Here is an 18,944-nt window from a genome sequence, read left to right on the forward strand (position 1 = left end):
ACGACTTATTTCGCGCATGACTGAACGGGCGTGTTGGCACCAAAGTCATTAACGGTCTGAAACCTCACGCTGCCAGTGCCGCCACCGGGGATCTCCACCACCAGGTTATTTTTGGGCGCTACCATGTTATTTGCCAGTTGCGTGCTGCCGACGAAAAACTGAACCAACGAAACGTAATAAGGCGATGGATTGGTAATAGTGACTTTTCCATTGGTGACTGAGCAGGTTAATGTTTTGGGCGCATCAATAGAGAGCGACGGCAATTTTTTCGGCCGGATAAAAAGTTTAATAACGCTCTGGGTGGCAATTTGTAGCGTATTACCGGAAAGCTTATTTTTCTCGACGGAAGGAATGGCTTTGCTGTTCAGATAAAAAACGCTTTCACGATCGACAGGCAGATCGGGGCCCACGTACATAATACGCAGGGTATTCTCTTTTTTAGGATGGATAACAAACAGCGGCGGCGTAATGACAAAATCCGCTGATTTTGCCCCTTCGGCATTGGACACCCAGCTCTGAATTAAAAAAGTGGTATTCGTTGAAGAGTTAATAATGGCTAATGAAGCCTGCTTATCACCCTGGGGATAAATCACCCGGGTTCCCCCGAGCGCGATACCGCCTGCGCTGGCAGAACCGGCCACCCCCATCGCGAACAGAGCCGTTAGCGCGCCAGCTATCAGACAAGTCAGTTTACAGCGTGATGTAATGATACGCATTGTTCCCTCAGTTTCTCATGTGTCAGGCTTCTTGCCTGTGAGTCAGTTATTGGTAAAAAACGATGAACCAGACCTGCGCGTTCGCGGTACCAGCGTTGACGCTATCTTCGGTGGCGCGATACCTGGCGATATAGCTCAGCCGGTTTTCACCGTCCTGCAAAGGTCTGTACCAGGGGGGCGCGGTGTCTGGCTTTACCAGGTTCCCCATCGCATCGAATAGACCGATACCAATCCCGGTGGCGGCGCCAGGCCCATAGCCCGCGCGAAAAACCTGGGGATCGTTGCTGTCAGACTCGCCGCTAAACAGCACCCCGGCGCGCTGGCTTACGCTGGTGTCGCATGCTTCCAGCGTGATGAAGAAGGGTACCGGTTTGGCCCAGTCACCGGCGGCGATGAACTGGCTATTGCGTACCTGTCCCATATGCACGATTTGATCCTGGGAATCCATGCTGACGGAACAGGCCGCATTGACGACCTGACCCTGAAAGGTCACGCTTCCATCGTCCTTTGCCGCGGCTGGCAATACGGCAAAAAGCGCAGTGCCGGCTATCAGCAGCGCCCGATTTATGGATTGCTGCATTGCGAACTCTCTAACGCTTGCCGGACAACGCTTCTCCGCCCGCAGGCGAAGAAGCGAGATCGGCTAACGAATCAGGAATAAACCATCTGGAACGTTGCGACGGAGGAGACGTTGCCCGGCTCGGCCGCGCCTGTGGCCACGTAATCCACGCTCAGCGGGATGATGTTTTCGCCGTTGATCAGCTTAACGTTGGAGGAGGTATCGCCAATGTTCAGCGCCTGGCCGTCCGGCCCGAACAGTTGCAGCGCAACGTTTTTGGCCGAGCCTGCGCCAGCGGTGTTCGCCAGGCTGCCTTCTACAGCAGGGTCCTGCTGGCCGTTAAAGATCACGGCGGCATTCTGGCTAACGGTGGCGTCGCAATCTTCCAGAACGATTTTAAAATCTTCTTTCTGGTTGGCCTGCATGCCGACCGTTGTCAGCTTGACGGTACGCACCTGGCTCAGGGTAACGGTCTGGTCTACGGAGTCAGCCGCGACGGAACAGGCGGCGTTTACCACCTGGCCGACAAAGTTGACGGTCCCGCCGGAAACGGTAACGGTATCGGCCTGCGCATTAGTTGCCATGCCACCAGCCAGCGCGCCGGCAACAGCCATTGCTATAACTTGCTTTTTCATACAAATCCTTTTTAGATAAACATCATGCTGTCAATTGAAATAATATATTCACAATGTCATGTGAATCTTTTTTCGAGGCAGTGGTATAGGATATGTTTTTAGATTAATATATTATTTTTACCCAGGGCGTTGTTACTGGTTTTATATCATCCGCCACTGCGCTGATGAATGAGGGGATTCTACGGATTAAATAATATTATATCAATGTGATAATGGGTTGATGTTTTATTAGTTTTACTAAATATAAAATTAACTCATAATTTATTTGTTTGAATGATATTGCACGCCGTCAGAACCGCATTTCTATTCGCTGGTCGGTTTTATTAATGTCTGCGATGAATGTCATCGTGGTTTTGTTAATAATGCAAGACGTTACGGCTGTCATTATTCGGACAAGCGTTGGTAATGCGGTGGTGTTATTATCCGGCTGCTTTTACAATCTGATATTACATAAAGAAATATTTTAAATTTATATGATGAACCGTGTTTGCACTTATGCACATTATTCCTCAGTCTGACTGCATAAAGAAATCCCTGGCGTATCCCAGGGATTTCTTTGCATATCGCCCTGATACTGCTAAAAGGGCAGGAAAAATAAATGCTCAGGCGGATGTTACGGCAATACGTAATGCCGCCAGCGCCTTACGCGCCGCCTTCAGCACCTGCTCACACTGCTCAATGGTAAGCGTCAACGGTGGCTCAATGCGGATGGTTTTCGAGTTGTTAAGCGTTCCCGCCACCAGTACCCGCTGGCGGAACATCTCGCTTGCGAAGCTATAACCGGTTTCGTTATCAACGAACTCAATCGCCATCAGCATCCCTTTCCCGCGCGCATCCTGTACCAGATCCGGATATTCCCGGCCCAGCTGACGGAAGCCGTCCAGCAGCATGTCGCCTTTCTGCTCCGCTTGCGCGGGCAGGTTTTGCTCCAGCAGCACGTTGATGGTGGCCAGCGCCGCCGCACAGGCCAGCGGGTTACCGCCAAAGGTGGTGGTATGTAAGAACGGGTTATCGAACAGCACCGAGAAGACCTCCTCAGTGGCGACCGTTGCGCCAATCGGCATCACGCCGCCACCGAGCGCTTTCGCCAGGCACAGAATGTCAGGCTGAACGTTCTCGTGCTCGCAGGCGAACATCTTGCCGGTGCGCCCCATCCCGGTCTGCACTTCGTCGAAGATCAGCAGCGCGCCGAACTCATCGCACAGTTGACGCACGGCGGGCAGATAGCCCTGCGGCGGGAGGATCACGCCGCCTTCACCCTGAATCGGCTCCAGGATCACCGCCGCCACGTCGTCGCCGGTTTTACGGCATTCACTCAGCACGGTGCGCATGGCGTTGATGTCGCCAAATGGCACGTGGCGGAAGCCCGGCAGCAGCGGCATAAACGGTTTGCGGAAGGTTGATTTAGCGGTCGCCGACAGTGCGCCCAGGGATTTCCCGTGGAACGCGCCGCTGGTGGCGATAAAGGTAAATTTCCCGCGCGGCGACTGGTACGCTTTGGCGAGTTTAATCGCCGCTTCGACCGATTCGGTGCCGCTGTTGCTGAAGAAGCTGTATTTCAGCTTACCAGGCGTTAAGGCTGCCAGCGTTTTCGCGAGCATGGCGCGAAGCGGATCGAGCAGTTCCTGGCTATGGAGAGGTTGTTTCGCAAGTTGATTCTGTACGGCGGAAACCACAACTGGATTACGGTGCCCCACGTTGAAAATACCAAAACCCCCCAGGCAATCGATAAACTCCTGTCCCTGGGTGTCGACAAGCGTATTCAGACTGCCCGCTTGCCACTCTACGGCTCCGTAATCCCCGCCGGCGGTAACAGATTTGCGATACTCCAGAAAACCTGGATTCACATGCTCCTTAAAGTAATCAATGACCTCACGGTTAAGTTGTTTCATCTCCTCATGATCAAGCGTTCGCTTCTCAATGAGATTCAGTGCGTGCGCGGTACAGGCAAGAGCCGAGGCGCTGGAAGGTAACCTGTTCAAAATATGCTCCCGGGGATCGCGTATCACATGATACTGAGTTAAGTATTGCAGGGATTACGCCACCTCAGATGCCTTAACAAAAATCGGGATAAACGCCAGGTGAAATCAAAGTTGCACAATATTTAATCATGCCATCGCGCGCCGCACGGGATAAGGGATAACGAGCCGGGGATGGGGTGTCGTCAATTGCACTGCTCCAGGGCAGGGAATGCGCCTTAAGTGTGCACCGGGGTATCATGCTTTGTAGGTAGTTTCATGCCGAAAGTATTTTAAATCAATTAATTAGAAAAACGCACGAAAAGTGCGGTTTAACCGAGATTTGCGATCTCAATCATATTTAACAACTAAAGATAAATTTTTTATCGCCGAAAAAACATAAGCCACAAAATTAACATTCAAATAACCTGCAAGGGATGCTCACTATGTCCTCTCCTGACTATGTCACCCAGAATGAATATCCACTGGACGATGACACCACGCTTATGTCGACCACCGACCTCCACAGCTACATGACCCACACTAACGACACCTTTGTGCAAGTGAGCGGCTTTACGCTCCAGGAGCTGCTCGGGCAACCGCACAACATTGTGCGTCATCCGGATATGCCGAAAGCGGCTTTTGCCGACATGTGGTACACGCTGCAAAAGGGCGAACCCTGGAGCGGGATTGTCAAAAACCGACGTAAAAATGGCGATCACTATTGGGTACGCGCCAATGCGGTACCAATGGTGCGTAACGGCCAGATGACGGGCTATATGTCCATTCGTACCCGCGCCACGCAGGACGAGGTCGCCGCGGTGGAGCCGCTTTATAAGGCGCTCAACGAAGGACGCTGCAAAAAACGCATTCATAAAGGGCTGGTGGTGCGCAAAGGTTGGCTCGGCAAATTACCGGCGATGCCGCTGCGCTGGCGCGTGCGTAGCGTAATGGCGGTACTTTTCGCGGTGATGGCCGCAACGCTGGTTGCCAGTGCCGCGGGCTGGGCTTCGTTGGTGGCGGCAGCCGTGGTGATGCTGCTTGGCACCCTGGTGTTTGAGCAACAGATTGTCCGCCCGGTGGAAAACGTCGCACGGCAGGCGCTCAGGGTCGCTACCGGAGAGCGTAACAGCGTGCAGCATCTTAACCGCAGCGATGAACTGGGGCTGACGCTGCGGGCCGTCGGACAGCTGGGGCTGATGTGCCGCTGGCTGATCAACGACGTCTCCAGCCAGGTGGTGAGCGTGCGCGACGGCAGCGACAGGCTGGCGCAGGGCAATGAAGATCTCAACGACCGCACGCGCCAGACCGTGGCTAACGTGCAGCAGACCGTGGCAACAATGAACCAGATGGCGGCGTCGGTGCAGAGTAACTCTGAGACCGCAGCCGAAGTCGACAAGCTGTCGATGGCTGCCAGCAGCGCGGCCACGCAGGGGGGCACCGTGATGCAGACCGTGGTGAAAACCATGGATGACATTGCCGACAGTACCCAGCGCATTGGCTCTATTACCTCGCTTATCAATGACATTGCCTTCCAGACCAATATTCTGGCGCTGAACGCCGCGGTTGAGGCGGCACGCGCAGGCGAGCAGGGGAAAGGCTTTGCGGTGGTAGCGGGCGAAGTGCGTCATCTTGCCAGCCGCAGCGCGAACGCGGCTAACGATATTCGCAAGCTGATCGACGCCAGCGCCAGCAAAGTGCAGTCGGGCGCCGAGCAGGTCCACGCCGCGGGACGTACTATGGATGATATTGTCGAGCAGGTGAAAAACGTCACGCAGCTCATCGCGCAGATCAGTCACGCCACCTCAGAGCAGGCGACAGGCCTGACAGAGCTGACCCGTGCTGTGGCAGAGCTGGACAGCATTACGCAGAAAAATGCTGACCTGGTTGAAGAGAGCGCGCAGATTTCCGCGATGGTTAAGCACCGGGCCGGACGTCTTGAAGATGCGGTTACCGTGCTGCATTAAGAAATGTATGCTTCGATAAAGCCGTTTATTCCTCCGGGGTAAACGGCTTTTTTGTTTTTCAGAATAAGTTATGTTGTTAATGAAATATTAAGTAACTAAAAAAAGTGCCCGGTTTTTAATTGTTACAATCCAGATTCATTGAGAGTGAAAAATAAAAAAACGATCAAAGTCATAAAGTTAGCGTGTTTCCTGTCGATAACAGCGATCGTCTGAGAAATAATCACATCGATGGGGTAAATATGTTCATACATGACGTAAAGATCGGCACGAAATTATTTCTGGCGTTTGGATTATTTATTGTCCTGATGGTCGTCAGCGCAAGCTTGTCTCTGATGAGCCTGAATCGGGCAAACAATGGAATGCAAACCATCCTTACCAGCGACTATCCAACGACGGTAAAAGCGAACCAGTTAATCGACAACTTCCAGGAATTTATAAGCACGCAGCAGCTCATGCTGCTGGACGAACAGGGGACGTACACGGCGCAATCAGAGCAGCGTCTGAAGGCGATCAGCGAGCGCATCTCCGCAATCCTGAGCGAGCTGGACAACGCTCTCAAGGATAAAAAATCCCAACAGGTGCTGGCCGATATCCACGGCGTACGCCAGCAATATCTTGACTCGCGCTACCGCATTTTGCAGGCCGTGCAGAATAACGACCGTGCGGGCGCGATAAACGAAATGATGACCAACACCCTGAATCTGCAACAGTCCTATAAAGCGAAAGTGCAGGCGCTGATTGCGATCCAGGACCATGAAATGCAGAGTGCGGGCGAGCAGGTGGAAGGCGATTTCCGCACCAATCGTCTCCTGCTGGCCCTGATTACGCTTTTCAGCGTCGCGGCAGCCAGCCTGACTGGCTGGTTCATTGTGCGATCCATTACCCGACCGCTGAACGACGCGGTGAATTTTGCGGAGGCCATTGCCGATGGCGATCTCACCGGCAGCATTATCTCGCACGGTAAAGATGAAACCGGACTGCTACTCACCGCACTGATGGAGATGAAAACGCGCCTGCTGGAGATTGTGCAGCAGGTGCAAACCGGATCGGAAAACATCTCCAGCGCCGCCGCGCAAATTGTCGCGGGCAACCAGGATCTGGCTGCCCGCACGGAGGAGCAGGCCAGTTCCGTTGAACAAACGGCCGCGTCGATGGAGCAGATCACCGCTACGGTGAAGAACACCGCGTCCCACACCGGAGAAGCGACGAACCTGTCTGCCGATGCGGCTGCTGTGGTCAAAAACAACGGCGAGATGATGAAGCAGGTCACCAGCAAGATGCGACTGATTAACGAAACATCGAACAGGATGTCCGACATTATCGACCTGATCGACGCCATTGCCTTCCAGACTAATATTCTGGCGCTGAATGCGGCGGTCGAAGCGGCGCGCGCGGGTGAGCATGGTCGTGGCTTTGCGGTGGTGGCGGGCGAGGTACGCCAGCTCGCGCAGAAAAGTGCAACATCTGCGAGTGAGATCCGCCAGCTGATTGAAAGCTCCACAAGCCAGACGCAGGACGGCATGAACCTTGTGGAGAAGGCCAGCGGGCTTATCAACGGCATGGTCGGCAACGTAGAGGAGATGGACGTAATCCTGCGTGAGATTCGCCAGGCCAGCCACGAACAGACGGAAGGCATCTCGCAGATCAACAGCGCGATTGGCCTGATAGACGCCACCACCCAGCAGAACTCCGCGCTGGTGGAGGAGTCCGTTGCGGCGGCGGCATCCCTTAACGAACAGGCCATGCACCTGAAAGAGCTGGTCCGCGTTTTCCGCGTGAGCGACGGCGTGCTGGCTTAATCCAGCTGGGAGATCTCCAGCGCCGCGCGGTCAATCACGCCGATAATCTGTTTCAACTGCGCGTCGCTGAGCTCTCCCTGATTAACCTTCAGATCCAGTACCGCTTTGAAGTTATCCAGCGCCCGCTTCATCTGCGGGTTTTTGCGCAGCTGGAAACCGACGGAGCGCGCCTTGATACGCGTCTGGATCTGCTCCAGCTGTTCCCGGTTATTTTCCAGCCACTGTTCTCCGGCGGCGTTAATCGCAATCCGCTTACGGCCGTTCTCTTCTTCGGTAATGGTGATAAGCGCCTGATCCTGCAAGTAATCCAGCGTCGGATAGATCACGCCAGGGCTTGGCGTGTAATGTCCCTGCGTCAGGTTTTCGATCTCTTTGATCAGTTCGTAACCATGGCTCGCGTTGCGGGTCAGGATATCCAGGATCACCAGCCGCAAATCGCCATGACCAAAAAATCGTGGCCGGCGTCCGCCGCCGTCGTGTTCGTGTCGCATGTTTTTCCCTCAATTTGATATATCTAAACTATATCTAAGATATATTCAGATGTAATCTAAAAAATCTTGATTTCTTGGTTAATAGCAATCATTATCATTAAAAATTCATTCCGATATATCGTATTCACCTGAGAAGGGCATCAACATGGCATCTACCCGTTACCCTCAACGTGTCCGCAATGACCTGCGTTTTCGTGAGCTGAACGTGCTGCGCACTGAGCGAGTCAGCGCAGGATTTCAGCGCATTGTGCTAGGCGGCGAGGCGCTGGAGGGCTTTAGCTCTCGCGGCTTTGACGACCATACCAAAGTCTTTTTCCCGGCACCGGGCACCACTTTCGTGCCGCCTGTGGTGACCGATGAAGGCATCGACTGGGGCGACGGCGCGCGTCCGCAGGCACGTGACTATACCCCGCTGTACGATGACGAAAAACATGAGCTGGCGCTCGATTTCTTCGTTCATGATGGCGGCATTGCCAGCAACTGGGCGGTAGAGGCTAAGGTGGGCGACAAGCTGACCATCGGCGGGCCGCGCGGTTCGCTGGTGGTGCCGGAAGATTACGCCTGGCAGCTGTACGTGTGCGACGAGTCGGGGATGCCCGCGCTGCGCCGCCGTTTAGAAGGCATCGCAAAACTGCCTGTTCGCCCGGCGATCCACGCCATTGTCACCGTGGGCGATGCGGCGTATGAGGACTATCTGGCGCACCTGAGCGGGTTCAACATCACCTGGGTTATCGGCCACAACGAGCAGGCGGTGGCCGACCATCTTGCCGCGCTGGCCGTGCCGGAAGAGGATTACTTTATCTGGCTGACCGGGGAGGGGAAGGTGGTGAAACGCCTGAGCCGTCAGTTTGAAAACGACGCAATTGACCCGCAGCTGGTGCGTGCCAGCGCGTACTGGCACGCCAAATAATCAGGCAGCGGGATCCAGCTGCGCTTCGCTCACCTGATGTTCGAGCGAGGCGCATACCTCTTTCAGCGCTTTCTCCTGCTGGGCAAAGTAGGCTTCCATATTGCTGAGCGACGAGACGAGCAGCCAGGACTCTTCCTTCTCCAGCTCTGCCAGCTCGTTCACCAGGGTGTCGATTTGCTCACGCACCTGCGCCATCTTTTTACGAATACGTTCCAGGTCGTTCAGTCTGTCGCTTGCCATCATCGGTTCGAATCCTTGTTGCAGACGGGCGACCAGCGAGCGAATGGCCTTCACGTCGCCGCGCTGTTTGGCCTGGTTGAGTTGCACCATCATCCTGTTGGCTTCCTCTTTTAAATCATCGGCAACCAGATCCGGGTGGCATAGCTTGCTCGCCTGACGCCAGAGCCGCTTCAGCTCGTTCCGATCCTCTTCTGAGAGATCCTTGCCTTTACGCAGGCGAACTTCGGCATCATGATGCTGTTCGCGATACTTCTTGTACTCTTCGTTGGCCTCATCGCGCGCCTGACGTGCCGGCTCTTCTGCACGCGTTAAACCGGTCTCCAGCTCCATTGCTTCGGCCAGCAGGTTGGCAATCAGATTGCTTTGCTGCTGAAGATGTTTGCGCGCCTCTGCCGCCTGAACGGAATCCGCAGGCAGATCTCGCCAGCGCCGGGTGAGCGTTGTCAGAACCTCTACGGCCTGCGCCATATAGTCCTGGCAGCGGCGGTAATCCTCTTCCCGACGACGCGTCTCCGCCTGCTGACGACGCAGGTTAAGCTCCGCCAGCGTTTTACGCAGGGCGAGGATCTGCTGCATCAACGGCCCGAGGCGGGAGAAATAGAGATCGTTGAACTCATCTAGCTGCTGTACCCGGGCGTTACGGCGATCAATCAGATCGCGCAGACGCTCTTCCAGGGCTTTCAGCTCCAGCTTGCTGGCCGCCAGCTGTGGGTCACGCCACGGGGTAACGGCGCGCTGGCTTTGCAGCCAGGCGGTGATAGCGCGAAGGGCTGCGGTGTAGTTTTTCTGCTCAAGCGCCGCGACGATGGACAGGAGATCATCGTCAAAGGCTTCCTCTTTGAGACGTTTCAGCTGGCTCCGGATGATGTCGTCATCTTCCAGCTCAATGGCATTTTTAATGATTTCTAGCCGTTTGATCGGTGTGCTCATGATGCCTTTCGCTCTGGCGCTTAAGTATTTGAGTTAAGGTTAGTTGTTGTAAAAGCTACAGGAAATAATACACACGGATGATGATCGGCGCGATGGGGGATTTCTTTAGTTTTTAGGGTTTGTGAGGGGAAGCGACAGGCCGGGCTACGTGTGGTGGATTACTTACAAAAAAGCCACTCAATCGAGTGGCTTAACTGGATGATTCTAAAGCTAAAATTTGGTGGCCCCTGCTGGACTTGAACCAGCGACCAAGCGATTATGAGTCGCCTGCTCTAACCACTGAGCTAAGGGGCCGTGGCGGTGAATTATAAAGTAACTCCCCTCAGCAATCCAGCCATTCACACCTGCCTGCTGTTTTTATAAACAACGCATAATCAATCCTTTATACTTACCTTAAGATGCATAGACAGGAGTAGAGATGATCAACGATATTCTGGCCCCTGGCCTGCGGGTGGTGTTCTGCGGTATCAATCCGGGTAAGTCATCGGCGCACACCGGTTTTCACTTTGCTCATCCGGGAAATCGCTTCTGGAAGGTGATCCACCAGGCCGGTTTTACCGACAAACAGCTTAAGCCGGAAGAAGAGCAGCAGCTGCTGGATACGCGCTGTGGCATCACCATGCTGGTCGAGCGACCCACGGTACAGGCAAGCGAAGTGAATCTGCATGAGCTGCGCGCTGGCGGGCGTGAGCTGATCGCGAAAATTGAAGACTATCAGCCCGCGGCGCTGGCGATCCTCGGCAAGCAGGCCTACGAGCAGGCGTTCAGCCAGCGCGGCGCCAGCTGGGGTAAGCAGAACATTACCATTGGCGTAACGCAGGTGTGGGTGCTGCCGAACCCGAGCGGGCTGAACAGGGCGACGCTGGACAAGCTGGTGGAGGCGTATCGGGAACTGGATGAGGCGCTGGTGGTGAGGGGGCTTTAGCTCCTCTGCGGCCTGATGCCCTCACCCTGACCCTCTCCCACAGGGAGAGGGAATAAACAAAAAAAAAAGCTCCCGATTGGGAGCTTTTTCATTTCAGGGCCGATTAATCGTCCAGGAAGCTACGCAGTACTTCAGAGCGGCTCGGATGGCGCAGCTTACGCAGCGCCTTCGCTTCGATCTGACGGATACGTTCGCGGGTAACGTCAAACTGTTTACCCACTTCTTCCAGCGTGTGGTCGGTGTTCATGTCGATACCGAAACGCATACGCAGCACTTTGGCTTCACGGGCGGTCAGGCCAGCCAGCACGTCGTGCGTAGCGGCACGCAGGCTCTCGGTGGTGGCAGAGTCCAGCGGCAGCTCGAGGGTGGTATCCTCGATGAAATCACCCAGATGCGAATCTTCATCATCACCGATTGGCGTTTCCATGGAGATTGGCTCTTTAGCGATTTTCAGCACTTTACGGATCTTGTCTTCCGGCATCAGCATGCGTTCAGCCAGCTCTTCCGGCGTCGGCTCGCGGCCCATCTCCTGTAACATCTGGCGAGAGATACGGTTGAGTTTGTTGATGGTCTCAATCATATGCACCGGAATACGGATGGTGCGCGCCTGGTCTGCGATAGAGCGGGTGATCGCCTGACGGATCCACCAGGTAGCATAGGTGGAGAACTTGTAACCACGACGGTATTCAAACTTATCTACCGCTTTCATCAGACCGATGTTGCCTTCCTGAATCAGATCCAGGAATTGCAGGCCACGGTTGGTGTATTTCTTGGCGATAGAGATAACCAGACGTAAGTTCGCTTCAACCATCTCTTTCTTCGCACGGCGGGCTTTCGCTTCACCGATGGACATACGACGGTTGATGTCTTTCACCTGCTCGATGGTCAGGCCGGTCTCTTCTTCAATCTGATGCAGTTTTTGCAGGCCGCGCTGTACGTCTTCTTTCACGTCGTGCAGCTTTTCAGACCACGGCTTGTTCATCGCGATAGCGGCGTTGAACCAGGTTTCGCTGGTTTCATTGCCGGTGAAGAGGGTAATGAAGTTCTTCTTCGGCATTTTGCACTGTTCAACGCACAGCTTCATGATGATACGTTCCTGGGTACGTACGCGATCCATCATCACGCGCATGCTGTTCACCAGGTAGTCGAACTGTTTTGGCACCAGGCGGAACTGTTTGAACACTTCAGACAGCTTCAGGATCTCTTCCTGAGCGGCGGCATGGCTGCGGCCTTTCGCTTTGATGGTGTCACGCGTCACTTCGTACTGGGTACGCAGCTCGGCAAACTTCTCACGCGCCAGTTCAGGGTCGATGCTGTTGTCATCGTCGCTGCTGTCGTCCTCTTCTTCTTCATCTTCGTCTTCGTCGTCATCCATCTCTTCCTGAGACAGCTCAGAACCGACGTGAGTGGCGGTTGGCGCCATATCTTCTTCAGCGTTCGGGTCGACAAAGCCAGTGATCAGATCGGACAGACGCGCTTCTTCCGCTTCGACGCGATCGTACTGCTCCAGCAGATAGGTAATCGCTTCCGGGTATTCGGCAACAGAGCACTGAACCTGGTTGATCCCGTCTTCGATGCGTTTTGCGATGTCAATTTCGCCTTCGCGGGTCAACAGTTCAACGGTACCCATTTCGCGCATGTACATACGGACCGGGTCAGTGGTACGCCCGATTTCAGATTCCACGCTGGACAGGACCTGTGCAGCAGCTTCTTCCGCATCTTCGTCAGTGTTGTTGGAGGTTTCAGCCAGCAACAGATCATCGGCATCCGGTGCTTCTTCCATCACCTGAATGCCCATGTCATTGATCATTTGGATGATATCTTCGATCTGATCTGAATCGACGATATCTTCCGGCAGATGGTCATTGACCTCGGCATAGGTCAGATAGCCTTGCTCCTTACCGCGTTGGACAAGAAGTTTCAGCTGTGACTGCGGGTTTTGCTCCATAAGACGGTATCCACACTTAATTCGTTTGATTGGTGTCGGCGATGGGCTGCCAACCTTTAAAGCGAGGGCGTACTTATATTTTTGCCGCTGCCTCTCAGTGCGGCTGCCGGGGGCTTCCCGATCGATATTCGGCACTTAAGCCGTTAAATTTTTTATTTCTTCGCCAGTTCCTGGTTAATCATCCAGAGCTCCCGGCGTTCTTCGCTGCTCAGGCCATGGGTGCGCTCGCGAGCTATCAACTCTTCCTGGCGCAACTCAAGCATCGAATCAAACATATGGTTGAGCGAGTCGGTGAACGTTTTTTCTGCGATATCCTTATCTGCTATATCGTCCCACATCGACAGTTTTTCAAGGGTAGCGGCCTCTTTTGTGCCGCGATAATGCTCTAAAAGTTGTCCGGTGGTCAGACCTGGCTGAGACAAACAAGTGTTGACCAATTCTGAAAATAAGCCAAGCCCGGGCAATTTTTCGTGGTTCAAACCCGCCAGCGACGGCACTTGCGGAGCAAGTTCGGGGTTTTGCACCAGCAACCCTATCAGTATACGCATGGTTGTGCGTTTTAGCTGAGGCGCGGGGCGTACCGTGCCGTTTTCAGCCTGTTTCGGCATTAAACGTTCAAGCTGGCTGTCATCCAGAATGCCGAGCTTGTTGCCTAACTCCTGACGCAGATAGATGCGCAGCGTTTCGCCGGGCACCTGGCTGATTAACGGCAGCGCCAGCGTGCTGAGCTGCGCGCGCCCGTCAGGAGTACTCAAATCAACCTGCGGCATCAGGCTGTTAAACAGAAACGTGGAGAGCGGCTGAGCCTGCTCCATCCGCGCTTCAAACGCCGCTTTGCCCTCTTTACGCACCAGCGTATCCGGGTCTTCACCGTCGGGCAGGAACATAAAGCGTAGCTGACGCCCGTCGGTCATATACGGCAACGCGGTTTCCAGCGCTCGCCAGGCGGCGTCGCGTCCTGCGCGGTCACCGTCGTAACAGCAAATCACGTTGTTGGTGACGCGGAACAGCAGCTGGATATGGTCCGCCGTGGTGGACGTTCCCAGCGACGCAACGGCATAGTTAATGTCGTACTGCGCCAGCGCAACAACATCCATATAGCCTTCGACGACCAGAAGACGCGGAGGTTCCGCATTATCCTGCTGTGCCTCATAAAGACCGTAAAGCTGGCGGCCCTTATGGAAAATATCGGTTTCCGGGGAGTTAAGGTATTTCGGCAGGGCATCGCCCAGCACGCGACCACCAAAACCTATCACCCGGCCACGCTTGTCGCGGATCGGGAACATCACCCGTTCACGGAAGCGGTCGTAGCTTCGTCCCTGGTCGTTGGTGACCAGCATGCCTGCGTCGATGAGGGATTTACGATCTTCGCTATTGCCGCCAAAACGCTTTAACACGTTGTCCCAGCCGGGCGGGGCGTAACCAATAGCGAAACGCGCAATCACATCGTCACTCAGCCCGCGCTTGTTCAGATACTGACGCGCAGGCTCAGCCGCAGAGTGCTTAAGAGACTGTTGGTAAAACGAATTCAGGCCATCCATCAGTTGGTACAGCGTTTGCCGCTGATGGCGCTCGATCTGACTTGGCCCACTGCCTGCTTCATACGGCACTTCAAGGTTATGCATCGCCGCCAGCTCTTCGACGGTTTCAACGAACTCGAGCTTGTCGTAGTTCATCAAAAAATCGACGGCATTACCGTGTGCGCCACAGCCGAAGCAATGGTAGAACTGTTTTTCACCGTTTACGGTGAAAGAGGGGGTTTTTTCGTTATGGAACGGACAGCACGCATGGTAGTTCTTGCCCTGCTTTTTTAGCTTCACCCGCGCGTCGATGAGATCGACGATGTCGGTTCTGGCAAGCAGGTCATTGATGAAAACGCGTGGGATTCTTCCGGCCATATGCCCCAAAAATTTAAGCGACTTATAAACGAAAACAAGCCGCGCATTCCTTCCGGAAGCACGGCCTTACGACTACAACTCTGTCTGTCAATTGAGGGCTGTGGCCCTCAACAGATTAGTACAGACGAGTACGGCGTGCGTTTTCGCGAGCCAGTTTCTTCGCGTGACGTTTCACAGCGGAAGCTTTAGCGCGCTTACGTTCGGTCGTTGGTTTTTCATAAAACTCACGACGACGAACTTCAGCCAGAACACCTGCTTTCTCGCATGAACGTTTGAAGCGACGCAGTGCTACGTCGAACGGCTCGTTTTCACGTACTTTAATTACCGGCATGTAACTCTCACCTTTAATAAATTCGGTTTGCCGCTGGCATCAACGCCAGCTTATTTCAAAATGGTGCGGAATTTTACTGCAAATGCTGCTGCTTTGTAAAGCACCGATGCGATTTTGAAAGGGACTTTAATAAGGGTGAGGAGTATACACGAGGCTTCTTCCTGGGGCGAACAAAGTTTTACAACAATCCGCCCAGGCTCTACACTGCGCGGTATTGAAACGAGGTAAAACAAGTCATGCGTGTACTGGGTATTGAAACATCCTGCGATGAAACCGGCATCGCGATTTACGACGACGAAAAAGGGCTTCTGGCCAACCAGCTGTATAGTCAGGTGAAATTGCACGCTGATTACGGCGGCGTCGTGCCTGAACTGGCCTCTCGTGACCACGTGCGTAAAACGGTTCCCCTGATTCAGGCGGCGCTTAAAGAGGCCGGGTTGAGTGCAAAAGATATTGATGCCGTGGCCTATACCGCAGGGCCGGGCCTGGTCGGCGCGCTGCTGGTCGGCGCAACGGTAGGGCGTTCGCTGGCCTTCGCGTGGGATGTTCCGGCCATTCCGGTTCACCATATGGAAGGGCATCTTCTGGCGCCGATGCTGGAAGACAATCCGCCAGAGTTCCCGTTTGTGGCGCTCCTGGTTTCCGGTGGGCATACCCAGCTGATTAGCGTAACGGGCATTGGCAAGTACGCGCTGCTGGGCGAGTCGATCGACGATGCTGCCGGTGAAGCCTTCGACAAAACCGCCAAGCTGCTGGGGCTGGATTACCCGGGCGGCCCGATGCTGTCGAAAATGGCGTCGCAGGGAACGGAAGGGCGCTTTGTCTTCCCGCGACCGATGACCGACCGTCCGGGGCTGGATTTCAGCTTCTCTGGCCTGAAAACTTTCGCGGCCAATACTATCCGCAATAATGACGACAGTGAGCAGACCCGTGCCGATATCGCCCGTGCGTTCGAAGACGCGGTGGTGGATACGCTGATGATCAAGTGCAAGCGCGCGCTGGATCAGACCGGCTTTAAGCGTCTGGTGATGGCGGGCGGCGTGAGCGCTAACCGCACGCTGCGCGCGAAGCTCGCCGAGATGATGCAAAAGCGTCGCGGGGAAGTGTTCTATGCGCGTCCGGAGTTCTGTACCGATAACGGGGCGATGATCGCTTACGCCGGAATGGTTCGTCTGAACGCCGGCGCAACGGCTGACCTGAGCGTGTCTGTGCGTCCGCGCTGGCCGCTGGCGGAACTGCCTGAGGCGTGAGTTTCTTTGCCCGGTGGCGCTGCGCTTACCGGGCCTACAAGATCCACGTGTGCTAACGTGCAATAAACCACCCTACACCCGCAACATTCCTTTCTCTTCCAGAAACGCAATAATCGTCGCTAAACCGTCGCCCGCCTTCAGGTTGGTAAACGTCCACGGACGCTCGCCGCGCATGCGATTAGTGTCGCGCTCCATTACCTCCAGCGACGCACCGACGTACGGCGCGAGGTCGGTTTTGTTGATCACCAGAAAATCGGATTTGGTGATCCCCGGCCCGCCCTTGCGCGGGATTTTTTCCCCTTCGGCCACGTCGATGACGTAGATGGTGAGGTCCGCCAGCTCCGGGCTGAAGGTCGCGCTCAGGTTATCCCCGCCGCTTTCCACGAAGATCAGATCCAGATTGCCGAACTTCTCGCTGAGTGCTTCCACCGCCGCCAGGTTCATTGAGGCATCTTCGCGGATGGCGGTGTGCGGACAGCCGCCCGTTTCCACCCCCACGATGCGCTCTGGCTCCAGCGCACCCGCCTCGGTCAGGATGCGCTGATCCTCTTTGGTGTAGATATCGTTGGTCACCACCGCCAGGTGATAGGTGTCGCGCATCGCCTTGCAGAGCGCTTCCAGCAGGGCGGTTTTGCCCGACCCTACCGGGCCGCCCACGCCAACGCGCAGGGGATGTTTGTAATCAGCCATGTTGACTCCTCAGGAACGGAATAGTCGTGAATATTGGGTTTCATGGCGCGCGGAGGCGATGGCCGACAGCGGCGTAGCGGCCCCCAGCGCGTCGTCGCCACGTAAAAATGCCTGTTCAAACCCGGCGGCAAAATGGTCGCTCAGGTCGATAATCAGCTGTTGTGCGGCCTGCTGCCCAAACGGTACCAGCTTGACGCCCGCCATCACCGCGCTCTCTATCCAGCTGTAGCCCAGGCTCAGCGCCAGCTCGCGCGCGTTAATGCCCCAGCGCACGCCGAGCCACGCCATGCCGCCGAGCTGGCTTCGCATCAACAGCGGCAGCCATTCTGGCGGGCAGGCGGGTTCCCAGCTTTTAATCAGGCGCGTAAAGGCCGCGCCACGGTTGCGTTCTTCATCGCGCAGCTCGCGCGTTTCCCGGCAGGCGAGCAGGTATGCCGTCCAGCGTTTTGCTGTCGCGACGTCCTGCTTCTCGCAGGCACGATACAGGCGGATAAACAGCGGAAGGTCGACGCAGAAAAAGCTCTGCTCCATCTGCTGGATCTGCCAGCGCCTGAAGGCCTCAGCGTCCGTGACCCACCCGGCCTCAACGGCCCACTCCAGCCCCTGCGACCAGGTAAACGATCCGACCGGCAGGCTACTGCTGGAGAGCTGCATCAGGCGCAGCCGCTGGCGGGCGTGCTCCATCAGCTCATCAGCGCCAGCAGGGCGGAGACGATCAGCCCGCCGCCGAAGGTTTTACGCAGGCCGTCGTGACGGCGCAGCAGCAGCCCTGCCGCGAAGCTGGCACACAGCACCGTGGCGCTGGCTAACATAAACCCGCTGGTGAAGAGCCAGAAGCTGTGGCCGGACATCTCCACGCCGTGCGCCCAGCCGTGGAACATCGCCAGGGCTGGCACCGCCAGCAGCAGGCGATTTTCAGTCTTAAACATCATCACGCCGCAGACCGCCAGCGAGGCGATAATCAGCATCTCCATGCCGCTAAAGCCGCCGAGCAGGCTGCCCGCAACGGCACCAGCAAGCATCATGCCGAGCGTCGCTAACGGCAACAGCAGCTTGCGGCCGCTCAGGGCGGAGAGCACGCCAGCCCCCGTCAGCATCAGCAGGTGATCCAGCCCGGTCAGCGGATGGAGAAATCCGGCCTGGAAGCTGTCGGTCCCGTGGCCGGGATGCGCGAGCGCGGGAACGGAAAAAGCCAGCAGTAACAGCGGTAAGTACTTGCGCATGATGAGTCCTTAATGTGAATGAGCGTGAGAGTGGCTATGGCTGTGGGCATCGCTGGTGTAAGCGCCCGCTTCCGGTTCAAATGGCAGGCTGGCGAAGGTCACCTCCAGCCCGAACTGACGCAGCATATCGTCGAGGACGTGGTCGTGGTGGTAGCGCAGTTCGCCAGGCATTATTTGCAGCGGTACGTGACGATTGCCCAGGTGATAACAGGCGCGGGCGAGCAGGAACGGGTCGGCGCAGCGCACCACGGAAACCGACTCCGGGGCGGCGATCACTTCGATCACCTCGCTGCCATCGTCGGTAGTCAGCAGGTCGCCCCCGCGCAGCAGCAGGCCGCGCGGCAGCATTAGCCCGGCTTCGCGGCCGTCGTTCAGCGCCACGCGGGCGCGGCTTTTTACCCGCACATCAATCGGTAGCGTGACGCTGGCGGTAATCGGATGCGCATGGTCCAGGCGTTGGGTTAAATAGATCAT

18 protein-coding genes and 1 tRNA gene are annotated in these 18,944 nt (G+C 55.7%); 5 read left to right on the forward strand and 14 right to left on the reverse strand.

Annotated elements, in window-relative coordinates; translation table 11 throughout:
* Nucleotides 1–5: 5 nt before the first annotated feature.
* The 4 genes from INF61_RS01080 to ygjG all read right to left on the reverse strand — a co-directional run bounded on the left by INF61_RS01080 (nucleotide 6) and on the right by ygjG (nucleotide 3,892).
* Complete coding sequence (locus INF61_RS01080; RefSeq protein WP_023304467.1) at nucleotides 6–716, reverse strand: fimbria/pilus periplasmic chaperone; 711 nt, start codon at nucleotides 714–716, stop codon at nucleotides 6–8.
* Between the two features lie 46 nt (nucleotides 717–762).
* Complete coding sequence (locus INF61_RS01085) at nucleotides 763–1,296, reverse strand: fimbrial protein (protein WP_015571921.1); 534 nt, start codon at nucleotides 1,294–1,296, stop codon at nucleotides 763–765.
* 71 nt (nucleotides 1,297–1,367) lie between these two features.
* Nucleotides 1,368–1,910 (reverse strand): fimbrial protein BcfA, encoded by a 543-nt coding sequence (locus INF61_RS01090; protein ID WP_040118130.1) that lies wholly within the window; start codon nucleotides 1,908–1,910, stop codon nucleotides 1,368–1,370.
* Between the two features lie 602 nt (nucleotides 1,911–2,512).
* Nucleotides 2,513–3,892: a putrescine aminotransferase gene (gene ygjG / locus INF61_RS01095; protein ID WP_045348130.1), complete on the reverse strand. Its 1,380-nt coding sequence runs from the start codon at nucleotides 3,890–3,892 to the stop codon at nucleotides 2,513–2,515.
* Nucleotides 3,893–4,314: 422 nt separating this feature from the next.
* Here ygjG and INF61_RS01100 point away from each other — a divergent pair, with 422 nt between their 5' ends.
* Both INF61_RS01100 and INF61_RS01105 read left to right on the forward strand, forming a co-directional pair.
* On the forward strand, nucleotides 4,315–5,835 hold the full coding sequence (locus INF61_RS01100) for a PAS domain-containing methyl-accepting chemotaxis protein (protein WP_015571918.1): 1,521 nt from the start codon (nucleotides 4,315–4,317) through the stop codon (nucleotides 5,833–5,835).
* Between the two features lie 239 nt (nucleotides 5,836–6,074).
* A complete protein-coding gene (locus INF61_RS01105) occupies nucleotides 6,075–7,634 on the forward strand; it encodes a methyl-accepting chemotaxis protein (protein WP_193547456.1) in 1,560 nt (519 codons plus the stop codon).
* On the opposite strand, the gene INF61_RS01110 is transcribed toward INF61_RS01105, so the two are convergent.
* Nucleotides 7,631–8,125, reverse strand: a complete 495-nt coding sequence (locus tag INF61_RS01110; RefSeq protein ID WP_017692641.1) for a PadR family transcriptional regulator — start codon at nucleotides 8,123–8,125, stop codon at nucleotides 7,631–7,633. The two genes, INF61_RS01105 and INF61_RS01110, sit on opposite strands and share 4 nt — an antisense overlap.
* Nucleotides 8,126–8,270: 145 nt before the next feature.
* On the opposite strand from INF61_RS01110, the gene INF61_RS01115 reads away from it, so the two are divergent.
* Entirely contained in the window at nucleotides 8,271–9,035 is a 765-nt protein-coding gene (locus INF61_RS01115) for a siderophore-interacting protein (protein ID WP_015571916.1), read from the forward strand.
* Here the strand turns inward: INF61_RS01115 and INF61_RS01120 are convergent, their stop codons facing one another.
* Nucleotides 9,036–10,205, reverse strand: coding sequence for a DNA repair protein (locus tag INF61_RS01120; RefSeq protein WP_193547457.1), 1,170 nt, complete (start codon nucleotides 10,203–10,205; stop codon nucleotides 9,036–9,038).
* 218 nt (nucleotides 10,206–10,423) lie between these two features.
* Nucleotides 10,424–10,499: transfer RNA gene (locus INF61_RS01125), tRNA-Ile, on the reverse strand.
* Between the two features lie 124 nt (nucleotides 10,500–10,623).
* Between INF61_RS01125 and mug the strand changes: the two genes are divergently transcribed.
* A complete protein-coding gene (gene mug, locus INF61_RS01130; protein WP_017384024.1) occupies nucleotides 10,624–11,130 on the forward strand; it encodes a G/U mismatch-specific DNA glycosylase in 507 nt (168 codons plus the stop codon).
* A 103-nt stretch (nucleotides 11,131–11,233) separates the two neighbouring features.
* On the opposite strand, the gene rpoD is transcribed toward mug, so the two are convergent.
* The 3 genes from rpoD to rpsU form a co-directional block, all read right to left on the reverse strand.
* On the reverse strand, nucleotides 11,234–13,078 hold the full coding sequence (gene rpoD / locus INF61_RS01135; protein ID WP_015571912.1) for an RNA polymerase sigma factor RpoD: 1,845 nt from the start codon (nucleotides 13,076–13,078) through the stop codon (nucleotides 11,234–11,236).
* 152 nt (nucleotides 13,079–13,230) lie between these two features.
* Entirely contained in the window at nucleotides 13,231–14,976 is a 1,746-nt protein-coding gene (dnaG, locus tag INF61_RS01140) for a DNA primase (protein WP_003862574.1), read from the reverse strand.
* A gap of 115 nt (nucleotides 14,977–15,091) precedes the next feature.
* Complete coding sequence (rpsU, locus tag INF61_RS01145) at nucleotides 15,092–15,307, reverse strand: 30S ribosomal protein S21 (RefSeq protein WP_001144069.1); 216 nt, start codon at nucleotides 15,305–15,307, stop codon at nucleotides 15,092–15,094.
* Between the two features lie 236 nt (nucleotides 15,308–15,543).
* Between rpsU and tsaD the strand changes: the two genes are divergently transcribed.
* On the forward strand, nucleotides 15,544–16,557 hold the full coding sequence (tsaD, locus tag INF61_RS01150) for a tRNA (adenosine(37)-N6)-threonylcarbamoyltransferase complex transferase subunit TsaD (protein WP_015571911.1): 1,014 nt from the start codon (nucleotides 15,544–15,546) through the stop codon (nucleotides 16,555–16,557).
* Between the two features lie 72 nt (nucleotides 16,558–16,629).
* Here the strand turns inward: tsaD and ureG are convergent, their stop codons facing one another.
* The 4 genes from ureG to ureE are packed head-to-tail and all read right to left on the reverse strand — an operon-like array spanning nucleotide 16,630 to nucleotide 18,944.
* Entirely contained in the window at nucleotides 16,630–17,247 is a 618-nt protein-coding gene (gene ureG / locus INF61_RS01155) for an urease accessory protein UreG (protein WP_014071813.1), read from the reverse strand.
* A 9-nt stretch (nucleotides 17,248–17,256) separates the two neighbouring features.
* Nucleotides 17,257–17,931 (reverse strand): urease accessory protein UreF, encoded by a 675-nt coding sequence (locus INF61_RS01160; RefSeq protein ID WP_015571910.1) that lies wholly within the window; start codon nucleotides 17,929–17,931, stop codon nucleotides 17,257–17,259.
* The gene (locus INF61_RS01165) at nucleotides 17,931–18,470 is read right to left on the reverse strand and encodes a HupE/UreJ family protein (RefSeq protein ID WP_015571909.1); all 540 of its coding nucleotides are present in this window, start codon (nucleotides 18,468–18,470) and stop codon (nucleotides 17,931–17,933) included. The genes INF61_RS01160 and INF61_RS01165 overlap by 1 nt, the downstream gene beginning before the upstream one ends.
* Before the next feature lie 9 nt (nucleotides 18,471–18,479).
* Entirely contained in the window at nucleotides 18,480–18,944 is a 465-nt protein-coding gene (gene ureE, locus INF61_RS01170; RefSeq protein ID WP_017384028.1) for an urease accessory protein UreE, read from the reverse strand.

It is taken from the genome of Enterobacter cloacae complex sp. P18RS (assembly GCF_014982105.1).
GTDB lineage: Bacteria > Pseudomonadota > Gammaproteobacteria > Enterobacterales > Enterobacteriaceae > Enterobacter > Enterobacter hormaechei_C.

What these genes read in the sequence shown, in the direction of transcription:
- INF61_RS01080 (WP_023304467.1), bottom strand. Translation starts at nt 716, where the DNA reads ATGCGTATCATTACATCACGCTGTAAACTGACTTGTCTGATAGCTGGC.
- INF61_RS01085 (WP_015571921.1), bottom strand. Translation starts at nt 1,296, where the DNA reads ATGCAGCAATCCATAAATCGGGCGCTGCTGATAGCCGGCACTGCGCTT.
- INF61_RS01090 (WP_040118130.1), bottom strand. Translation starts at nt 1,910, where the DNA reads ATGAAAAAGCAAGTTATAGCAATGGCTGTTGCCGGCGCGCTGGCTGGT.
- INF61_RS01100 (WP_015571918.1), top strand. Translation starts at nt 4,315, where the DNA reads ATGTCCTCTCCTGACTATGTCACCCAGAATGAATATCCACTGGACGAT.
- INF61_RS01105 (WP_193547456.1), top strand. Translation starts at nt 6,075, where the DNA reads ATGTTCATACATGACGTAAAGATCGGCACGAAATTATTTCTGGCGTTT.
- INF61_RS01110 (WP_017692641.1), bottom strand. Translation starts at nt 8,125, where the DNA reads ATGCGACACGAACACGACGGCGGCGGACGCCGGCCACGATTTTTTGGT.
- INF61_RS01115 (WP_015571916.1), top strand. Translation starts at nt 8,271, where the DNA reads ATGGCATCTACCCGTTACCCTCAACGTGTCCGCAATGACCTGCGTTTT.
- INF61_RS01120 (WP_193547457.1), bottom strand. Translation starts at nt 10,205, where the DNA reads ATGAGCACACCGATCAAACGGCTAGAAATCATTAAAAATGCCATTGAG.
- mug (WP_017384024.1), top strand. Translation starts at nt 10,624, where the DNA reads ATGATCAACGATATTCTGGCCCCTGGCCTGCGGGTGGTGTTCTGCGGT.
- rpoD (WP_015571912.1), bottom strand. Translation starts at nt 13,078, where the DNA reads ATGGAGCAAAACCCGCAGTCACAGCTGAAACTTCTTGTCCAACGCGGT.
- dnaG (WP_003862574.1), bottom strand. Translation starts at nt 14,976, where the DNA reads ATGGCCGGAAGAATCCCACGCGTTTTCATCAATGACCTGCTTGCCAGA.
- rpsU (WP_001144069.1), bottom strand. Translation starts at nt 15,307, where the DNA reads ATGCCGGTAATTAAAGTACGTGAAAACGAGCCGTTCGACGTAGCACTG.
- tsaD (WP_015571911.1), top strand. Translation starts at nt 15,544, where the DNA reads ATGCGTGTACTGGGTATTGAAACATCCTGCGATGAAACCGGCATCGCG.
- ureG (WP_014071813.1), bottom strand. Translation starts at nt 17,247, where the DNA reads ATGGCTGATTACAAACATCCCCTGCGCGTTGGCGTGGGCGGCCCGGTA.
- INF61_RS01160 (WP_015571910.1), bottom strand. Translation starts at nt 17,931, where the DNA reads ATGGAGCACGCCCGCCAGCGGCTGCGCCTGATGCAGCTCTCCAGCAGT.
- INF61_RS01165 (WP_015571909.1), bottom strand. Translation starts at nt 18,470, where the DNA reads ATGCGCAAGTACTTACCGCTGTTACTGCTGGCTTTTTCCGTTCCCGCG.
- ureE (WP_017384028.1), bottom strand. Translation starts at nt 18,944, where the DNA reads ATGATCTATTTAACCCAACGCCTGGACCATGCGCATCCGATTACCGCC.